Raw genomic sequence first — 17,937 nt, forward strand, 5'->3', positions numbered from 1 at the left:
CCGTTTTCCCCTTGCAGGCCTGCTTCGCCAATGCGAAAGGCCCGCCCCGTTCAAGGAGTCGTCATGACCGCTTTCAAGGATGTCCTCTGCCTGCTGGCGATCTTCATCGCCTACGGCATCGTGGGACGCCTGGACTATGAGGATGCGGTACGGCTGGAACAGATTACGCAGGAACGACAGCATGCCGAATGCCTAACAGCGATGCCGCCGGTCCGCGAACCTGCGAAACCGATCAGCAATCCGTCCTCCGATCCACCAAACGAAGGTGAGAACCGCAACCGGCCGGGCGGCAGCCGTTGCTGGCCGCGCTCGATGTGAGGAGGTCCCCATGCAAGACCAAGCACGCATCACCTCCGGCAGCCCGAGCTTGCTGACCGTTCAGGCGGCGGAAGACATCGAGTTCCTGGTCAAGGAAAGCGAAGTCCTCACCGGCCAGGCCGGCCGCACCTTCGTCATCGCCGGTGCCGACTGGCTGGCCTACCAGGTGCACTGGCATCCGATCGGCCTGAAGGTCGAGCGGCTCGATGTCGAGGGCCGGGTTCTCAGCACCCAGCACCTGCTGCCCTGGGAGTTCCTCGGGCACAGCCTGATCGAGGCCCTGGCCGCCGGCCAGTTATTCACCCCACCGGTTGGCCACGTCGGCTGACCAGGTGTTCTTCCCCCTTGGCGGGCCCGTCCCGCCGAGGGCGGGTTTCGCCTGCACTCATGGAGCACATCATGCAGATACAGGTTCGAATCAATGAGGATGGCGCGCTGCGCAACCAGCGCTACGCTTTCACCGACCGCTTCACGCTCGTCTCAGAGCTGTTGCAGAACGCCCGCCGCGCCGGTGCGACACGTATCGAGATCGATTACGACGCCGCTGCCCAGGTGCTGCGGGTGCAGGACGATGGCTGCGGCCTGGACGACTTCCAGAAGCTCCTGAGCTTCCACGAGTCGGGCTGGGATGCGGTCACCGCCGCCGAGGAGCGCCCGTTCGGGGTCGGATTCTCGAAGTGCCTCTATGCCGCCACGCGCTGCATCGTCGCCTCGAACCACCAGCGGGTCGATATCGACACCGCTGCGGCACTGGCCAAGGCGTCGATCGAGGTGGAAACCATCGCGGAGACGGTAGCCGGCACGCGGCTCGAGTTGCACGGCGTCGACCTGCCTGACCTGGGCAACCGCATCGAAACCTTGTGCCTGGGTTTTCCGGTGCCGGTGCTGTTCAACGGCAAGCCGCTCGTACGCCGTTTTGCGCTGGCGAATCTCGCGACGATGCCGAGCCCGATGGGCGCAGTCCACCTCGCCGGGACGCGCGACGGCAAGCACAGCTACGAAACGATGGTGTTCCTGCAGGGTTTCTGCGTCATGAAGCCGACCTACTGCCTGCTCGACAAGGTCAATGTCGTGCACCTGGATTCGCGCCAGTTCACCGCGCGCCTGCCGGATCGCGACAAGCTGATCGACGAGGACGTGCAGCGCAAACGCATCGATGCCGAGTTGAAAGCCTGCTGGCGCCGGACCCTGGAGGTGGCCAAGATGCAGTTGCCGCCCGACCGCTTCGTCGAGATCTACTACGCAGCGATGCGGGGCTCGGGGCAAGTGGATCTGTTGAACGACCTCGACGTGCTGCCGGCCGAGTTGTTTGACGACATCGTCGGCTACCCGATCCAGGACGACAACCGCGACTATGTCCGGCAAGTGGCCGTGGCCCCCACCCGCCAAGCCATCGAAAGCGGTGCGGTGCAACTGGTTTCGCTCAACTGGACGGGCGACGACAACGCGGCGCGGTGGATGCTGGCCCGGGCCAAGGGCTATCTGGTCTTCGACTGGATCGGCCTGCATCTCGACCACTGGGCCCAGCGCCATGTGCGCTTTCTGGAGGAAGAAGCGGTACGGGTCGAGCCGGTGGCCGAACAGCTGCGCGTGCAGTTGGAAGGGCGGTGGGTGTGGCCCACCGTGATCCTGTGCGAGGCCGTGCGCATCCGCGTCGGCCACGACGTCGTCGAGATCGCCGACCATGGCGTCTGCCACGACGATGTCTTGTACATCCCAGCCGGCGAAACGTCTGGAGAGCCGGTGCGTCAGGTCTCGTCCTTCATGGACGAAAACGACCAGTTTCAGGGGTCGGACCTGGACGCCGACCGCGACGCATTGGCGGACCTCATCCGTCGTCTGCGTTCGGTCGATCCGGTACAGACGCTCGACTCGCTGTTGCAGGAACTGCGGCTGGGGAAGTATCCCCTGCTCCACGGCAAAGCCTTCCAGGTCTCCGTGGGGGTGGGCTCGGCGCCCGGCCATTCGGTGGCCTTGCTCGCCGAAGCGCCCGGAATGGGAGGCCGCCATGCGGGATCGTGAATACGCGGCCCGCATCGAAGCGGTCAAGCAGCGTGCACATGGCCACTGGACCGAGATTCTGGCCAGTCTGGGCGTGGACGAGCGCATCTTGAAGCGCCGCAACCTGCCCTGCCCGCTGTGCGGCGGCACCGACCGCTTCCAGTACACCGACAAGTTCGGCGAGGGGAACTACCACTGCCGCCAGTGCGGCGCGGGCGGCGGCTTCAAGCTGCTGCAGGCGGTGCTGGGGGTGGATTTCAACACGGCCCTGCGCGACGTCGAGCGCTGCCTCGGGATGCTGCCGGCGGCAGCGCAGTCTCGGGCGGGCGAACCCTCGGCCGAGCGCATGAAGAAGCTGGCTCAGCGCATCTGGAGCGAAGCCCGGCCGGTGACGGTGGGCGACGAGGTGGATCGCTACCTGAGCAGCCGGGGCCTGGCGCTGCCGGTGTACCCGAAGGTGCTGCGCTTTCATCCGGCCCTCGGCTACTACCAGAAGGATGCCGCCGGAAAGTCGCGCAAGATCGCCGAGTACCCGGCGATGCTGGCCTGCATCCAGGGGGCGGATGACCATGCCGTGACGCTGCATCGGACCTACCTGCAGAACGGCGGCAAGCTCGCGGCCCTGGATGCGAAGAAGGTGCTCTCGGCCGGGATCAACGGCGCCGCGGTGCGTCTCTTCGAGCCGACCGAGGAACTGGCGATCAGCGAAGGCATCGAAACCGGCCTCGCCCTGCATCTGGCGACCGGCAAGCCGGTCTGGGCCGGGCTCAACGCCGGCAACCTGGAGAAGCTGTGGCTGCCCGACACGGTGCGCAAAGTCTGCATCTATGCGGACAACGATGCCGATGGCGACTTCGCCGGCCAAGCCTTCGCCTTTGCACTGGCGCGCCGGTTGAAGCGCGAGGAGAAAACCACCGGTCGGCGGGAAGTGCGGGTATTTCTGCCCAGGCATGCCGGTACCGACTGGGCCGACGTCTGGCGCCAGCGCCTGGAAGCCCAGGCGCCCCGCGCGGCATGAGCGTTTGATGAGGGTGCGGTCCATCTTGTGATGGCGCCGCACCCGCCTTTTCAACGGGACTGTATCCGGCGGTTCCAGTGAAAAGGTTCTTTCGTTTGCCCCACTGGTAGTTGTCACACCAGGCGGCGCCCCGCGGCGTCGCGAAGACAGCCCTGGAGTTCTCGCGCGATTCACGTCGCGCCTTTTTTCGGACCGGCCTATCGCCGATCCGCCATCGACCCTCGCGGGGATGCGCATCCCCGCCAGTGGGTGATGCCGTCCCCGCTTTTCTTTTCCGACAAGGAGATTGCCATGAAAAGCGGACGTTCTCTCGTGAGCCTGGCACAGGAACTGGAGCGCCAGCTGCATTCGAAGAAGGACTTGATCGTGCCCTCGACGCTGGTGCGCCATGCCACCGACGACCGGGGCGAGACCCGCCTCGTCGTCGAGGAGAGCGGCGGCCCGGTGCGTTACGGTGTCACCCCGCTCGCGCGCCGGCAGCTGGCGGACAAGCTGAAGATTCCGTATGCCTACTTCGAGCGCATGCGTGAAGACCAGCCAGCCCTGCTGGACCGCAACGTGAACACGTGGCTGCAAAGCGAGGAAGAGCGGCGCATGCTGCGTACCCTCGATGGCCAGGTGCGTGCTGTGCTCTCGGATCGCTACCGGCGCCTGGACAACTTTGACCTGGCCGAGAGCGTGCTGCCCATCCTGCAGCAATTGCCGGAGGTACGCTTCGAGTCGGTCGAGTTGACCGAGACGCGCATGTACCTGAAGTGCATCACGCCGCGCCTGAAGTACGAGATGGCGCCCGGCGACGTGGTGCAGGCCGGGGTGGTGATCTCGAACTCGGAGGTCGGCCACGGAACGTTATCGGTGCAGCCCCTACTGTTCCGGCTCGTGTGCAGCAACGGCCTCATCGCCGCCGACCGCTCGCTGCGCAAGACCCACGTGGGCCGCGCGCTCAGCGCCGAGGATGAGGGCATCACGGTGTATCAGGACGACACCTTGCGCGCCGACGACAAGGCCTTCTTCCTGAAGGTGCGCGATGTCGTGCAGGCGGCAGTGTCGGAAGCGACCTTCCGCCACACGGCGCAGAAGCTGCAGAAGACGCTCGCCATCCCGCTGGTGGGCGATCCGGTGAAGACGGTCGAGGTACTGGCGCAGCGCTACACCTTGAACGACACCGAGCGCGCCGGCGTGCTGCGACACCTGATCGCCGAAGGTCAGCTCTCGGGCTATGGGTTGGTCAATGCGGTCACGCATTACAGCCAAGAGGTCGAGGACTACGACCGCTCGACGGAGTTCGAAGCGCTGGGCGGCCGCCTCATCGACCTGCCGGCCCATGAGTGGAAAGGGCTGGCGGAAGCTGCCTAATCCTGAAGACCGCTGAAAGCCGGCCGGGGTATACGCCCCGGCCCGGCCTTCTGCCCTCCCCCGCCATGTCCATGCCACAGACATAGGCATTCCGTTCGGCGTGGTCGTTCGCAGCCGGTTTACGACGGCGCGATTTCCCCAAGCGACGGCATCGATCGGACCTTGCGTGTGGCAAGGATAGCGGAGCCCCTCGCCACCCGGACAATGCTATTGCCATACAGCGTTCGCGGTATCTATTCTGATCCAGATCTGCCCTCACTACACCCCATCGCGCCCAATCGCTCACGAAGGTTTCCAACGTCGACGTCGTGGGCATCTGTCGCACCAGGGCGAACCGGAGACCAGGCCCATGAGTCACGTGACCCTTACCGATGCCGAATGGATCAACCTGAACGTGCTCGTTGTCATACGCGCCGGTCTCCAGCATGACATGGCTTCAACCTGCTGCCGGTACGGGCTCGACATCGAACAAGCCAACTACCTTCGGAGCTTGAGCCTTGATGATCTGTGGTCTCTGGTGATTCACGTTGGCGACACGACCCTGTTCCCGCCGCGCGCCGACCTGGTAACGCTATTGAGTGCTCCCCGGCCGCTGGCAGGCCCCATGGCACTCGTCCACCCACCCAAGCCCATCGAAGGCCGGCGGTAGGAACCGAGACCCATGCCGACGCGCGGCGACCGGCACCTGCGCGCCATCCAACTGGCGAAGCAGTTGGCGGCGCTCGGCGCACGGCTGAAGACTATCCACCTCATCACCGGCATCCCGCCGCGTCAGGTGCAGGCTCTCTTCTTCCCCGATCCCCGAAGCATCCCACGTGGACGCGCCCCCAATTCGGCCGAGTGGTACCACGGCGCCAACCTCATTCTGCGCACAGACGCCTGCCTTATCGGCGCCAAGTATCGTCAGTTGCGCGTCCAAGGGCTCACCGCCGGCGACGCCCTGGTCCTCGCCTACCGCGCCTACCAGGCCACCACGCAGCCGCCTCACCGCATCAGCCTGGATCGCGCCTTCAACCTCGTCTCCTACATTGACGGGATCTGGCTCGCCACCGCCCCCACGCTGTCCGTGCTCCCCTGCCCGAGCTGCGGCTGCGAGTTCATTGCCGCGGTTGGCACCGTGGCACAGCCCGACGACGCTTGCCCCTTCTGCAAGCTCCTGGAGCGCTTTCACCTGGACCCTCGCATCCAGGCCTCCTACCCGGCCCGCGCCACCCGCGACATGACGGAGCGCCAACTGGGCATGCTGGCGCTCTTTCACCTGCTGACTCCCGGGAGCGATACCCCCGCCGAATAGGCCCCGTTTCGCCGCGACAGGCCGCGTAGATGCCACGAGAATGGTCACATCCCAACTCCTTCCGGCATCGCGGTGCCGCCATGCCTGCCACACCAACGCCCGCCACTGCGTACCCCGCCTCCGACCCCGGTTTTGCTGCCGTGCCCGTCGACGAGTTGCTGGCCGGCGAAGCGGACCTGATCGCGCGCATCAAGCTCTGCTATGGCGCCGACCGGGACGGCTTCGAGCGCGACATCTTGGCGCTGGTGCGCAGCTACGCCGCCTGCGTGCACCTACTCCCGGCGACCGCCGACAACTACTTCAGCACCCCCGGCGGGCTCTTCCGACTTGGCCTGGAGACGGCCTTCTTCAGCCTGCAAGGCACCGACGCGCACATCTTCTCGGGGCGGATGAGCATCTCGGCACGCCGGCAACTCGAGCCGCGCTGGCGCCACGCAACCTTTATCGCCGGCCTGTGCAGCGAACTGCACCGCCTGATGAGCCATGTCATCGTCACCGATGCCGGCGGCGAGACCTGGCCGGCCTTCCTGCAACCGCTGACGGACTGGTTGGCCTCGCGCGGCAGCGAACGCTATTTCCTGCGCTGGCGGCCCCAGGCCGTCGAAGCGCGCGGCCTGGGACTCTTCGCCCTGCCCCACGTGGTACCGCCCGCGGTGATGGCCGACCTCGCTGAGGGCAATGCGGTCATCGTGCCCCATCTGCTGGCCAGCATCGGCGGCATCCCGGTCTATCGCGACCACAACATCCTCGACGAGCTCGTGCGCCGCTCGCTGGCGCTCGTCATCGACCGCAATCTGATCGCCAGCGCCGACCGCTACGGTTCGCCGCAATATGGCTCCCACCTCGAACGCTACCTGGTCGATGCCCTGCGGCGGCTCACCCGCGGCAACTCCGCCTGGCTGCCCAACCACGATAAATCGCGTCTGTGGTTCGGGCAGGATGGCCTCTTCCTGATTTGGCCCAGCGGCGCCGAGGATATCCACCAGTTGCTCGAGGCCGACCAACTGGCCGGCATTCCCAAGGCGCCCGAGACCGTGCTGGAACTGCTGCTGGCCGCGGGTGTGTTCGAGGCGGCGACGGCAGGCCGCTCGACCTGGTCGATCCAGCCGCCCGGTGCCAAGGCCCCCCTCGAAGCCGTCAAGCTCTCGGCCCCGGCGATTCTGCTCGCGGGAATCGATCCGCCACCGGTAGCCCTACCTCAGGCGCTGGAATTCAAACCGGAGCGTGCGCCCGCCCCACCTGCGCCGCAAGCGCCCGGGCCCAAGCCCGCGTCGGTGATCCCCGTCAAGACCGGCACCCAGCTATCGCTGATACCGCCGCCCGAGGCGCCCGCCAGCAGCAAAGCCGCTGCCGCGGAGGAAAAGGCCCCCGACCCATCCCCGACGGAGCCGGTCTCGGAGCCGCCCCCCGCCACCTTCGCACTGCAAGCCCCGATGCGTCTGAATCCGGTCGTGCGCGACGCCCTGGCCGAGGCCATTCGCACGCTCAACGATGGCATGGGGCCGCCCGCCGTGTGCACGATCGCCCAAGGGGTGTTCGTACCCCTGGCCGAATTCGAGCGGCGCGGCATCCAGCCGTCGCACGCAATGCGAGCGCTCGCCGAAACCAAGCTGTTGGTCAGGCCAAATCGGGACGGCCCGCCGACCCAGTCGCGCGATTTCAACGGCCATCCCGCCGTCGGCATCGTGCTCGACCCGCGCTGCGTGCGCGGCCTCGATCTGGCGGGCTTTGCCGCGCCACCGGCGGAGGCAGGCTGAGATGCTGGTCCGCCGCTACGAGATGCCCTGGCGCCGGGCCTACGAGGTCTATGCCGGCATCACCTGGTGGCTGGCGCTGGTCTATTTCGTCGGCATCGGCGTGTCCGGCGCCCTCCCCCGGCAATTGGCCCTGCCGCTGGCGCTCGTCTGCTTCGCCATGGGCTTGCTGCGGGTGGCCCAGGCGCTGCGTATGCTGGTCCTGCGGGCGTCACTGGGTGGGCGCGGTATCGAGGTCATCGGCACCGACGACCTGGCCCGCTGGTGCAAGGATCCGGCCTCGGTGTTCCTAGGCTTCGGCTTCGAATGGCGGCCGGTGCATTCGCAAAGGCTCTACGAGCTCGCCAAGATCGACTACCGGGAATTCGCGGTGTCACCGCGCCTGCTGCGGCTGCTCGGCTACAAGGCCAAGCCCCAGCCGGACGCCGAGATCGGTCTGCCCTACATCCACGGCGTCGAACCGAAGGAAGGCCCCCTGCACCGGCCGCTGCAGAACTTCGAGGGCGGCACGCTGCTGGTCGGCACCACCCAATCCGGCAAGGGTGTAGCGCTCGCCAACCTGATCACCCAGGCGATCCGGCGCGGCGACGTGGTGATCGTCATCGACCCGAAGAACAGCCGGCGGCTCAAACGCGTCGTGGAGCGCGCCTGCGCCGACTACCGCGAGCCGGACACATTCCTGGAGTTCCACCCAGCCTTTCCGGAACGGGGCGTGCGCCTGGACTTCACCTTCAACTGGCAGAAGCCCACCGAAATCGCCTCGCGTATCCAGGCCATCATGCCGCCGGACACCGCCGGCGCGTTCTCGGCCTTCGGCTGGGATGCGGTCAACGTCGTGGTGCAGGGCCTGGTCGAGATCGAGGAGCGGCCGAATCTGGTGAAGCTCACCAAGTACATCGAGGGCGGCATCGAGCCGGTCCTGGAAAGCTCGCTGCGCCGCTACTACGACCAGACCCTGGGCGCCGGTTGGCGGGAACTGCCCGAGATGAAGAAGCTGCTGCACGACGCCCACCGCGGCAACCTGAAGCGCCCGTCGGAGGCGGCCAGCGCTGACCTGATGGCCTTCGTCGCCTACTACGAGCACCACATCGCGCAGAACCAGCGCAACAAGGTGATCGACGCCCAGGTGCGCACCTTCCGCCACAACCGGGAGCACTACCAGAAGATCACCGCCAACCTGCTGCCCATCCTGTCGATGCTGACCTCGGGCGATCTGGGAAAGAGCCTCTCGCCCGACCCCTTCGATGCGGACGACCGGCGGCCCATCATGAATTTCGAGAAGATCGAGCGGGCCGGCCACGTGCTCTACATGTGCCTGGACTCGCTGCCCGACCCGTCCGTTGCCTCGGCCATCGGCGCTCTGGCGCTGGCCGACCAGGCGGCGCGCGCCGGCATGCGCTACAACCTGGGCAGTTACCGTCGCATCGCGCTCTTCGTCGATGAGGTCTCGAACGTCATCAACCAGCCACTGATCGAGATCCTCAACAAGGGCGCCGAGGGCGGCATCTTCACCACCTGCGCGATGCAGACCTTGGCCGATCTCGCAAAGCGTTTGGGCAGTGAGGACGCCGCGCGCATGGCGCTGGGCAACCTCAACAACCTGATCGCCCTGCGCACCAAGGACCGGCCGACCCAGGACTTTGTCGTCGAGACCTTCGGCAAGACGGCGATCCACACCGTGCGCGTGGGCTTGAGCCACGGCTCGGACGCCCACCTCGGCGACTTCTCGTCGAGCTATTCCACCCAGCTCACCGAGAGCTTTGAGGAGATGGTGCCGGCCGACGTGCTGGGGAAGCTGCCCAACCTGCAGTACTTCGCCTCGGTGTCGGGCGGCCGGATCGTCAAGGGCCGCTTTCCGATCCTCGATCCCGATGCGACGCCGCGCCGCACGCCGGGGAACGCGCCGTGATCCGCGCCGTCGCCGTGGTATCGCTGCTCATCCTGCTGGTGCTGGTCTTGTATGTGCCGGCAGCGCATCCGCCGGAGCGCATTCTGGCCCAACTGCGCACCGAGCATGAGGCGGCGACTGCGTACTGGGGCAGCGGGCCGGCTACCCAGATGCTGAATCGCGCGCTGCGGATGCAGGAGACGACGGCCGAGCTCACCCCGATTCCGGCTGCTACGGATGCGCCTTCGCCAGCGGGCGTGAATGGCGCCGTGTCCCGGGAAATGTGGTCAGTCAATCAGCGCCTCTTCAATAACACCTACTTCCGCGCCGTCGACGCCCTGCTCCTGCTCGCCAGCTACCGTCTCGCCACGCTGCTCGAATGGCTGCCCGAGTTGGCGGTGTTCGTTCTGGCCTCACTCGCTGACGGAGGGTTCGTGCGGCTCGTCAAGGCCAAGGAATTCCTGCTGCACGATCCAGAGATGTTCGCGCTGTATGCGAGCCTGGGGATCGTGTCGCTCTGCGCGACGGTCATCGGTTTCGTGCTGCCGGTGACCCTGCATCCGTTGCTGTTGCCTTGCGCGCCGCTCGTGGTCGGCTTTCTGGCCGGGCGGGCGCTGGGGTGTTTTCATCGCCGCGGATAGTACAAGGTCAGTGTAAGAAGAGCAGTGCGATCACCGGCCGCGGATCGGGTATCCTTGGGTTGTCGCTTGAGTGGCGTCCCCTACTTTGCTCGTCGTGGCGGTCACGCGTCAACAACCTGACATTACCCCCCCAAGGGTAAGAAGGCGGCTCGCCGGCACTGTCGTTGCGATTCCTGATTACAGAAAGCCCGAATCGAGCTCCACTGGATGCCGCGCGGAACGGAAAACCTTGGCGAACTAAGGTGACAACTGGAGCCACAACTCGGTCGTCACTTCCAAGTGACTGTTTTTATTGGTCGTCCACACCACGCGCCCGTTGCAGATGCATGGTGTCGGCAGCATGAGGCTCCATGAAGTCACGCAAATCTCACGCAGGCTTCTATGACACATTCATTCCCCCGAAGCGATCCTGCACTCCATGCACGAGCCCACATCAATGACCGGCACGGGGCAATACTTATCTTGACGCTCATTGCGCAAGCTGCTTCCCAATGCCGTGTTGGGCTCGACGCAGACGCGTAACAGTCACGCGAGGATTGCTGGTCAGCGACAGCATTTCGGGTTGCACTCGCCCCTCGCCAGTTCTCGATGCACAGGCGGCGATCGCCAGTCCAGCGTACGCTGCCCTGCCCTGCCCTTCCCTCACTTCGCTTCCGTTCCCTGCTAACCCTATACAATTTCACGCAATGCTTCTGGAGTCACCATGAACACTCCAATGACCGACGCGATCCTGCGGCTCTTCGGCAACCTGGGCGAGGAACTCGCTCGGCGCCAAGTGCCGCCCGGTGCGGTCCACGCATACATTTTCGGGGGCTGCGCGGTGCATCTCCACGCCCAGTCCCGGGCCAGCACTGACGTCGATGCCGAGTTCGCATATCCGCCGCCACTGAAGCAGGAGCTGATGCTCATCCTGGCTGAGCTGCCCCCCGTGGATTACGACGATCCCGAGGAAGGTCCTTCGCAGCTGGTCTATGACCCGACCTTCAACTCGACCCTGGGTCCGCTCCATATGGACTACCAGGACCGCGCAGTGCCCCTTGAGGGCACCGGTAAGTCAACCGTCATCGTCATGCTGCCGAGCATCGAAGACATCGCCCTTTCCAAGCTCGGCCGACTGGGAGACGTGGACTTGGAGGACATCCTGACCCTCCTCTCCTTACCGGGAGCCTCCTGGCAGAAGTTTGAACAATTGGCGCTGGAAGCGAATCAATATTACGTGGGGCCTGACTTGACCCCAAATTTGGCCCATGTTAGAAGAAAATTAGAGGAGAGGAGGTCTTCGTGAAGCGACAGGTTCGACGGATGGCACTAGAGCGGATGCTCGGCGACGTGGCTCGCCAAGGGGTCGCGCATGTCGCGCCCGAGCTGCTGCGCGAAGTCGCTGAACGTCTCTGGTACGCGGGCGAAGTCCCCAACCTGGCGAAGGTGCCCGCCAATCTCCGACCCGACGCCGGCTACTTGGTCGACAGGTTGGCCCGCTTCAACGTTCTGCCAAAGGAGCGGAAGCTGCAGGTACTCTCGGCTGTCCGTCAGTACCAGCCAGCCTCCCCGACGCCCGCGGCCGACGTAACCGGTCGCAAGGATCCGCTGGCTGTGGCATGGGGCGCCTCCATGGATCTCACCAGCCGCCTGGGCGAGTTGATGCCGTACCAGACCCGGCAGTATGCCTCGGACAAGGCCAAGGTGGCCCCCGTATCCCTGACACCGTAAGGAGCGGGCCTGCACCCGAGCCGGGCGCCGCGCTGCGGTCGGCTTGCAGGCTGGTCCTCGACTTTCTCCCCACTGCGCGCACTCGACCAACTCTCCTGAAGGCGGTGCCGGCCATTGCGACATTCCCCCAGGACGTTCAGTGAGCTCCGGGGGATTACCCTTGCTCGTGTCGCCGATTCGCGGCCCAGGGGCATCCCGTTTCTGTTGGCCGATCAATCACTTTCGCGCCCCCCCGGCATTCCATCACGTCGGGCTTTCGTCCGATGCTTCAATACCGCCCCGTACAGGACCATGACGCTGCGGGCGTTGCGCTCAGCCGCCCTCGACTGCCAGATTTCTTCGCACTGATCTTTTGCATGGGGTCATAAGGTTTACCTTATCCCCAACTCCTGAAAGACCTCGCTTGCCGCCCCGGATGGGCGAAACGTAATCTGCAGCCCATGCAGCACCAACAAGAGAGCGGCCCGACCCTCTCAATACGAATCCATCCAGGAGGAGACTCATGTTCAAGCTGAAAGGCATCGCCGCCGTCGCGACCGCAATTGCAATGCTGCTTCCCATTTCGGCGCAGGCAAGCGACAAGAGCTACAAGCTAGTGCTGGCCGCCGAATCGGGCGACCGCAACTCCGTGAACGGCAAGGCCGTCGCGAGCTGGGCCTCGATGATCAAGGAGAAATCGAAAGGCCGCATGAAGGTCAACGTCTTCTACCAGGGCGAACTCGGCGGCCAGCAGGAGATGTTCGATCAACTGGTCAAGGGCAACATCCACATGATGCTGACCTGGCCGCAGACCTCCTACGACAAGCGCATCGTCGTCAACTACATCCCCTACCTGGTCCTGGACTGGGATGACGCCATCAAGTCCTACGGCCAGGACGGATGGCTGCGCAAGCTCATGGATCCGGTCTACAAGGATATCGGCCTGAAGTATTTCGGGCCCTTCCCCGAAGGGTTCGGCGGGATCGGCACCAAGGGGCGTTACGCGACCAGCTTCGAGAAGGCAAAGGGCATCAAGGTGCGCTCGCAGCCGATCTTCCCGCTGCCGCAGACCGTGCAAGCCATGGGATTCGAGGCAGTGCCGATCGACTGGGCCGAAGTCTACACGTCGATCCAGACGGGCGTCGTGGATGGCGATTCGTCCAACGTGATCTATTGGGATTACGAGTATTTCCGCGACCAGCTCAACTACTTCGTGCAGTCCTCGCACAACTTCGCGTCCTACTCGCTGCTCATGAACGGCGCAACCTGGGAAAAGATGGACGCCGAAGACCGCGGCATCATCGAATCGGCGGCACAGGCGGTGATCGAGCAGCAATTCAAAAACGCCAAGGCCGAAGACGACAAGTGGGTCGCGGCGGCGCAGAAGGCCGGCATCAAGTACATCGTGCCGAACGCTCAGGAAAAGGGGGCCTGGGTCGAGCGCGTGCGCAAGACCGTGTGGCCGCAGATCGAGAAGGAACTGAGCCCCGAGATCATGACCCAGGTCCGCGCCAACGCCTCGACGCCTAAATAAGGCATCCCTCCTGACGGCGGGGCTGCGCCCTCCGCAGCCCCGCCTGCCGTGCCTCACGTCCCTTCGGGGAAGGAATGCGTCATGAATATCCTTAGATGCCTCGATGCGCTCGTTGTGCGCATCGTCAACCCGATCCTCGTCCTTATCGGGCTCGCCGTGGCCCTGTTGCTGGCCATCGGCATTTTCAGCCGCGCTGTTCTCGGCAAGCCGGTTTTCGGTCTGGAAGAACTCATGCTGCTCTCGGCGATGTGGTTCTACATGCTCGGCGCCGCACTGGCCTCGCGGGAGCGCTCGCACCTGTCCGCCGATTTCGTTCAGGTGCTGACCAGCAACCCCAAGATTCACCGCGCCGCGTCGCTGGTCTCAACGGTGATCTCGCTCGGGGTGGCCGTCATGTTCGCGACCTGGGCATGGAATCTGTTCGCCTTTGGTCTCGAGCGCGGACAGACCACGGCCGTGTTCGGCATCCCCTGGTGGACCGCGCAAGTCAGCCTCTTTGTTGCATCCATCGCATTCGTGATTTACCTGATTCGCGACCTGATCCTCGAGTTGTCGGGCGCCAACATTTCGCCGGGCGATCCGTCGTCCCCGATGGAGTGATCTGACATGGAAGCTCTCATTGCCATTGTTGCCGTCGTCGTGATGATGATGATCGGCGTGCCCGTCGTCTTCTCCTTCGCGGGGATGACGCTGATTCTGTCGCTGCTGTACGACGTCGACATTTCCTCCCTGATGACGACCGGATTCTGGTCGATCAACTCCGTCATCCTCGTGGCGCTGCCGCTGTTCGTGATGACCGGCTACCTGATGCAGACGGGCGGCATCGCCAAGCGCCTTGTCGATTTCGTCGAAGCCATGGTCGGTCGCTCGCGCACCGGCATGGGCACCTCGATGGTCGTCGCCTGCGGCATCTTCGGCGCGATCTCGGGCACGGCCTCGGCGGCCGTCGCCTCCATCGGCTCGATCATGATCGACCCCATGGAGCGCCATCGCTATTCCCGCGGTTACGCCAGCGCCCTCCTCGCGCTTTCGTCGCTGCTCGGACTGCTGATTCCGCCGTCGATCACGATGATCCTGTACGCGGTCGTCACCCGCCAGTCGGTCGCCGCCTGCTTCCTCGCGACCGTCGGTCCCGGCATCCTGCTGATGATCCTGCTGTCGATCCTCAATGCCATCCATGTGAAGCGGCATCTCGGCGGCAACGACGCCAAGACGCCGTGGCGCCAGCGCCTCTCCGAGACAGCCAGCACCGGCTGGAAGGCGATCCCCGCGCTGATGCTGCCGGTGATCATCCTCGGCGGCATCTACGGCGGGGTGTTCACGCCGACCGAAGCCGCCGCCGTCGCCGTGGTCTATGCGATCCCCGTGGGCCTGTTCGTGTATCGCGAGCTCGACCTGCGCAAGGTCGCCCAGGCGGTCGTCGAGGCCGCCAAGACCACCGGCGTGATCATGATCATCCTGGTCTTCTCCTTCGTCGCGAGCCGCATCTTCACGCTCGAAGGCGTGCCCCAGCAGCTCACCGATCTGCTGCTGGAGAACTTCTCCGATCCCGTCATCATCCTGCTGATGGTCAACATCTTCCTGATCCTGATCGGCATGATCATGGATGACGTCAGCGTGATCGCGATCGTGAGCCCGCTGATGGTGCCGGTAATGGCCGAGATCGGGGTCGACCCGGTGCACTTCGCCGCGATCATCGGCACGAGCGTGGTGATCGGCGCGAACAGCCCGCCGATGGCGCCCATCCTCTTCATGTCGTGCCGCGTCGGCAACGTGGGGATGGCCGGTGTGACGCGCCCTGCCCTCTACTTGATGGCCTTCGGCGCGTTTCCGGTGATGCTGGTCACCACCTACTGGTCACCGCTCGCGCTCTACCTGCCGCGAATGTTCGGCTTCGTCCAGTAGCCGCCTGTAGTCCCCCACCCCCAGCAACTTCCACAACCATGACGCCGCGGGCCCATTGAGGCCCCCCGTGCGTCCTAAACAGGATGGAACCGACATGAATTCCAGCTTCAAGCTCGAAGGCATCTACACGCCGGTCGTCACGCCGATGCAGGCGGACGGCTCGTTCGATCTCGACGCCTTGGCCAATCTGGTCGAGCACCTCGTCGATGAAGGCGTGCATGGCATCATCTCGGGCGGCTCGACCGCCGAGAACTACGCCGAGACGGTCGAGGAGCGCCTCGAACTCGCGCGCTTCATCAAGGAGCGCCTCAAGGGCCGCCTGCCGCTGATCGTCGGCACCGGCGCGATGCGCACGCCCGACAGCATCGCCCTTGCCACCGGCGCCCGCGACATGGGCGCGGATGCGATCCTGCTCGGCACGCCGCCCTATTCCGTGCCGACCGAAGCGGAAAACGCGATCAACGCGCTGGCGATCGACCGCGCCGCGGGCCTCCCGGTCATCCTCTACAACTACCCGGCGCGCATGGGCGTCGAGATGGGCACGACCTTCCTCGACCAGGTGTGCGTTTCGGGCAACATCGTCGGCATCAAGGAAAGCTCGGGCGACATCAACCGCCTGCACCTGCTCGCGCTCGATTACCCGCAAATCCAGATGTCCTGCGGCATGGACGACCAGGCGCTGGAGTTCTTCGCGTGGGGCGCGCGCAGCTGGATCTGCGCGGGCTCGAACTTCCTGCCCGAGGAGCATGTGTTCCTCTACGAGACCTGCGTGCTCAAGGGCGACTTCGCCAAGGGCCGCCGCATCATGGCGGCAATGATGCCGCTGATGCGCGTGCTCGAGCAGGGCGGCAAGTTCATCCAGTGCGTCAAGCACGGCACCGAGGTCGCGGGCCTGCGCGCAGGCCCCGTGCGCCCACCCCTGCAGGGTCTGAACGACGAGGAGAGGGCCGCGCTCGAGGCCGTCCTCGCCACCCTCAAGCCCACCATCGCAGCCATCAAGGCGGAGGGCTGAACCATGAGCACGCTGCTGACCCGCGAAGAATACGAGAACATCGCCCGCAACCTGGCGCTGCCGAACGAGGCCTTCATCGACGGCGCCTTCCGTCCCGCGATCTCGGGCAAGACCTTCCGCACGACCAACCCTGCAACGGGTGCCGTGCTGACCGAGATCGCCGCGTGCGCCGCCGAGGACGTCGATCTCGCCGTGGCGAGCGCCCGCACCGCCTTCGATGACGGCCGCTGGTCCAGGCTCCGCCCGGGCGAGCGCAAGGAAGTCCTGTTGCGGCTGTGCGAGCTGATGGCGCGCGACGCCACCGAGCTTGCCGTGATGGAGAGCCTCGACAGCGGCAAGACCATCTTCGACTGCACGACGATCGACGTGCCCGAGACGATCCATTGCCTGCGCTGGCATGCGGAGCTGATCGACAAGATCTACGATCAGGTCGCACCCGCGTCGGACAATCACATCGCGATGGTGGTGCGCGAGCCCGTCGGCGTAGTGGGCCTGGTCCTGCCGTGGAACTTCCCGCTGCTGATGCTGGCGTGGAAAATCGGCCCCGCGCTGGCGGCCGGATGCTCCGTGGTCCTCAAGCCCGCTGCGGAGACCTCCCTCACGGCGCTGCGCGTCGCGCAGCTCGCGCACGAAGCCGGCGTACCCGCGGGTGTCCTCAACGTCGTTCCCGGCAGCGGCAGCGCGGTGGGCGAACCGCTCGGCCGGCATCCGGATGTGGACATGGTCTCCTTCACCGGCTCCACGGTCACGGGGCGGCGTTTCCTGCACTACTCGGCCGACTCCAACCTCAAGGAAGTCGTGCTGGAGATGGGCGGCAAGAACCCCTGCGTCGTCATGGACGATGCCGAGGAGCTCGACGTCGTCGCCGCGCATGTGGTGAACGGGGCTTTCTGGAACATGGGCGAGAACTGCTCGGCCGCCTCCCGGCTGATTGTGCACAAGGACATCAAGGACGCATTGCTGGAGAAGGTCATGACGCTCGCCGCCGAATGGAAGGTCGGCGATCCGCTCGACCCGACCGTGCGCGTCGGCGCGCTGGTATCGAAGGCGCATTTCGACAAGGTCTGCACCTACCTCGCCGCGACGAAGCAGGGCGAGATCCTGATGGGTGGCCGGGCGATCGACGGCGTATTCGTTGAGCCCACGATCGTCGATGTCGGCAGCAACGATTCGCTCCTCGCGCGCGAGGAGATCTTCGGGCCCGTGCTGTCCGTCATCACGGTATCGAACTTCGATGAGGCGATCGCGGTCGCGAACGATACCGAATACGGCCTGGCCGCCTCCCTCTTCACCGCCAACACCAAGCGTGCGATCCGCGGCGCCCGCGCCATCCGCGCAGGCACCGTGACGGTCAACAGTTTCGGCGAAGGCGACATCGCGACGCCCTTCGGCGGCTACAAGCAGTCCGGATTCGGCGGGCGCGACAACTCGATCCACGCCCACGACCAGTACACCCAGCTCAAGACGATCTGGCTCGACCTGAACGTCGCCTCGGACGCCGGGAAGAACTGATCACCCACCGGACCC

General features: G+C 65.2%; 17 protein-coding genes. All 17 read left to right on the plus strand.

Features of this window, described 5'->3' with window-relative positions:
• Positions 1-63 precede the first annotated feature (63 nt).
• Positions 64-318: a hypothetical protein gene (locus U5817_RS13035; RefSeq protein ID WP_407277578.1), complete on the plus strand. Its 255-nt coding sequence runs from the start codon at positions 64-66 to the stop codon at positions 316-318.
• A 10-nt stretch (positions 319-328) separates the two neighbouring features.
• Positions 329-646: a hypothetical protein gene (locus U5817_RS13040; RefSeq protein WP_407277579.1), complete on the plus strand. Its 318-nt coding sequence runs from the start codon at positions 329-331 to the stop codon at positions 644-646.
• Between the two features lie 71 nt (positions 647-717).
• Positions 718-2,340 (plus strand): ATP-binding protein, encoded by a 1,623-nt coding sequence (locus U5817_RS13045; RefSeq protein WP_407277580.1) that lies wholly within the window; start codon positions 718-720, stop codon positions 2,338-2,340.
• The gene (locus tag U5817_RS13050) at positions 2,327-3,337 is read left to right on the plus strand and encodes a toprim domain-containing protein (RefSeq protein ID WP_407277581.1); all 1,011 of its coding nucleotides are present in this window, start codon (positions 2,327-2,329) and stop codon (positions 3,335-3,337) included. Before U5817_RS13045 ends, U5817_RS13050 begins: the two co-directional genes overlap by 14 nt.
• A 291-nt stretch (positions 3,338-3,628) precedes the next feature.
• Positions 3,629-4,693 (plus strand): DUF932 domain-containing protein, encoded by a 1,065-nt coding sequence (locus U5817_RS13055; RefSeq protein WP_407277582.1) that lies wholly within the window; start codon positions 3,629-3,631, stop codon positions 4,691-4,693.
• A 349-nt stretch (positions 4,694-5,042) separates the two neighbouring features.
• Positions 5,043-5,342, plus strand: a complete 300-nt coding sequence (locus tag U5817_RS13060) for a hypothetical protein (RefSeq protein WP_407277583.1) — start codon at positions 5,043-5,045, stop codon at positions 5,340-5,342.
• 12 nt (positions 5,343-5,354) lie between these two features.
• Positions 5,355-5,987 (plus strand): FlhC family transcriptional regulator, encoded by a 633-nt coding sequence (locus tag U5817_RS13065; protein WP_407277584.1) that lies wholly within the window; start codon positions 5,355-5,357, stop codon positions 5,985-5,987.
• A gap of 140 nt (positions 5,988-6,127) precedes the next feature.
• Positions 6,128-7,744 carry a MobH family relaxase gene (gene mobH, locus U5817_RS13070; RefSeq protein ID WP_407277585.1) on the plus strand — a complete coding sequence of 539 codons (1,617 nt, stop codon included), beginning with the start codon at positions 6,128-6,130 and terminating at the stop codon, positions 7,742-7,744.
• Position 7,745: 1 nt separating this feature from the next.
• A complete protein-coding gene (traD, locus tag U5817_RS13075; protein ID WP_407277586.1) occupies positions 7,746-9,650 on the plus strand; it encodes a conjugative transfer system coupling protein TraD in 1,905 nt (634 codons plus the stop codon).
• A complete protein-coding gene (locus U5817_RS13080) occupies positions 9,647-10,270 on the plus strand; it encodes a DUF4400 domain-containing protein (RefSeq protein WP_407277587.1) in 624 nt (207 codons plus the stop codon). The genes traD and U5817_RS13080 overlap by 4 nt, the downstream gene beginning before the upstream one ends.
• 715 nt (positions 10,271-10,985) lie before the next feature.
• On the plus strand, positions 10,986-11,555 hold the full coding sequence (locus U5817_RS13085) for a DUF6036 family nucleotidyltransferase (RefSeq protein ID WP_407277588.1): 570 nt from the start codon (positions 10,986-10,988) through the stop codon (positions 11,553-11,555).
• Positions 11,552-11,980 carry a hypothetical protein gene (locus U5817_RS13090; RefSeq protein ID WP_407277589.1) on the plus strand — a complete coding sequence of 143 codons (429 nt, stop codon included), beginning with the start codon at positions 11,552-11,554 and terminating at the stop codon, positions 11,978-11,980. The genes U5817_RS13085 and U5817_RS13090 overlap by 4 nt, the downstream gene beginning before the upstream one ends.
• 502 nt (positions 11,981-12,482) lie before the next feature.
• On the plus strand, positions 12,483-13,493 hold the full coding sequence (dctP, locus tag U5817_RS13095; RefSeq protein WP_407277590.1) for a TRAP transporter substrate-binding protein DctP: 1,011 nt from the start codon (positions 12,483-12,485) through the stop codon (positions 13,491-13,493).
• An 81-nt stretch (positions 13,494-13,574) separates the two neighbouring features.
• On the plus strand, positions 13,575-14,093 hold the full coding sequence (locus tag U5817_RS13100) for a TRAP transporter small permease (protein ID WP_407277591.1): 519 nt from the start codon (positions 13,575-13,577) through the stop codon (positions 14,091-14,093).
• A gap of 6 nt (positions 14,094-14,099) precedes the next feature.
• The gene (locus U5817_RS13105; protein WP_407277592.1) at positions 14,100-15,398 is read left to right on the plus strand and encodes a TRAP transporter large permease; all 1,299 of its coding nucleotides are present in this window, start codon (positions 14,100-14,102) and stop codon (positions 15,396-15,398) included.
• Between the two features lie 94 nt (positions 15,399-15,492).
• Positions 15,493-16,410, plus strand: a complete 918-nt coding sequence (locus U5817_RS13110; RefSeq protein WP_407277593.1) for a dihydrodipicolinate synthase family protein — start codon at positions 15,493-15,495, stop codon at positions 16,408-16,410.
• 3 nt (positions 16,411-16,413) lie between these two features.
• Entirely contained in the window at positions 16,414-17,922 is a 1,509-nt protein-coding gene (locus U5817_RS13115) for an aldehyde dehydrogenase (protein WP_407277594.1), read from the plus strand.
• The last annotated feature ends 15 nt before the right edge of the window (positions 17,923-17,937 follow it).

Origin of the sequence: Aromatoleum evansii (assembly GCF_045689615.1) — a bacterium.
Taxonomy (GTDB): domain Bacteria; phylum Pseudomonadota; class Gammaproteobacteria; order Burkholderiales; family Rhodocyclaceae; genus Aromatoleum; species Aromatoleum evansii.

What these genes read in the sequence shown, in the direction of transcription:
- U5817_RS13065 (WP_407277584.1), top strand. Translation starts at nt 5,355, where the DNA reads ATGCCGACGCGCGGCGACCGGCACCTGCGCGCCATCCAACTGGCGAAG.
- U5817_RS13055 (WP_407277582.1), top strand. Translation starts at nt 3,629, where the DNA reads ATGAAAAGCGGACGTTCTCTCGTGAGCCTGGCACAGGAACTGGAGCGC.
- U5817_RS13035 (WP_407277578.1), top strand. Translation starts at nt 64, where the DNA reads ATGACCGCTTTCAAGGATGTCCTCTGCCTGCTGGCGATCTTCATCGCC.
- U5817_RS13110 (WP_407277593.1), top strand. Translation starts at nt 15,493, where the DNA reads ATGAATTCCAGCTTCAAGCTCGAAGGCATCTACACGCCGGTCGTCACG.
- U5817_RS13040 (WP_407277579.1), top strand. Translation starts at nt 329, where the DNA reads ATGCAAGACCAAGCACGCATCACCTCCGGCAGCCCGAGCTTGCTGACC.
- U5817_RS13100 (WP_407277591.1), top strand. Translation starts at nt 13,575, where the DNA reads ATGAATATCCTTAGATGCCTCGATGCGCTCGTTGTGCGCATCGTCAAC.
- dctP (WP_407277590.1), top strand. Translation starts at nt 12,483, where the DNA reads ATGTTCAAGCTGAAAGGCATCGCCGCCGTCGCGACCGCAATTGCAATG.
- U5817_RS13060 (WP_407277583.1), top strand. Translation starts at nt 5,043, where the DNA reads ATGAGTCACGTGACCCTTACCGATGCCGAATGGATCAACCTGAACGTG.
- U5817_RS13115 (WP_407277594.1), top strand. Translation starts at nt 16,414, where the DNA reads ATGAGCACGCTGCTGACCCGCGAAGAATACGAGAACATCGCCCGCAAC.
- U5817_RS13050 (WP_407277581.1), top strand. Translation starts at nt 2,327, where the DNA reads ATGCGGGATCGTGAATACGCGGCCCGCATCGAAGCGGTCAAGCAGCGT.
- traD (WP_407277586.1), top strand. Translation starts at nt 7,746, where the DNA reads ATGCTGGTCCGCCGCTACGAGATGCCCTGGCGCCGGGCCTACGAGGTC.
- U5817_RS13105 (WP_407277592.1), top strand. Translation starts at nt 14,100, where the DNA reads ATGGAAGCTCTCATTGCCATTGTTGCCGTCGTCGTGATGATGATGATC.
- U5817_RS13045 (WP_407277580.1), top strand. Translation starts at nt 718, where the DNA reads ATGCAGATACAGGTTCGAATCAATGAGGATGGCGCGCTGCGCAACCAG.
- U5817_RS13085 (WP_407277588.1), top strand. Translation starts at nt 10,986, where the DNA reads ATGACCGACGCGATCCTGCGGCTCTTCGGCAACCTGGGCGAGGAACTC.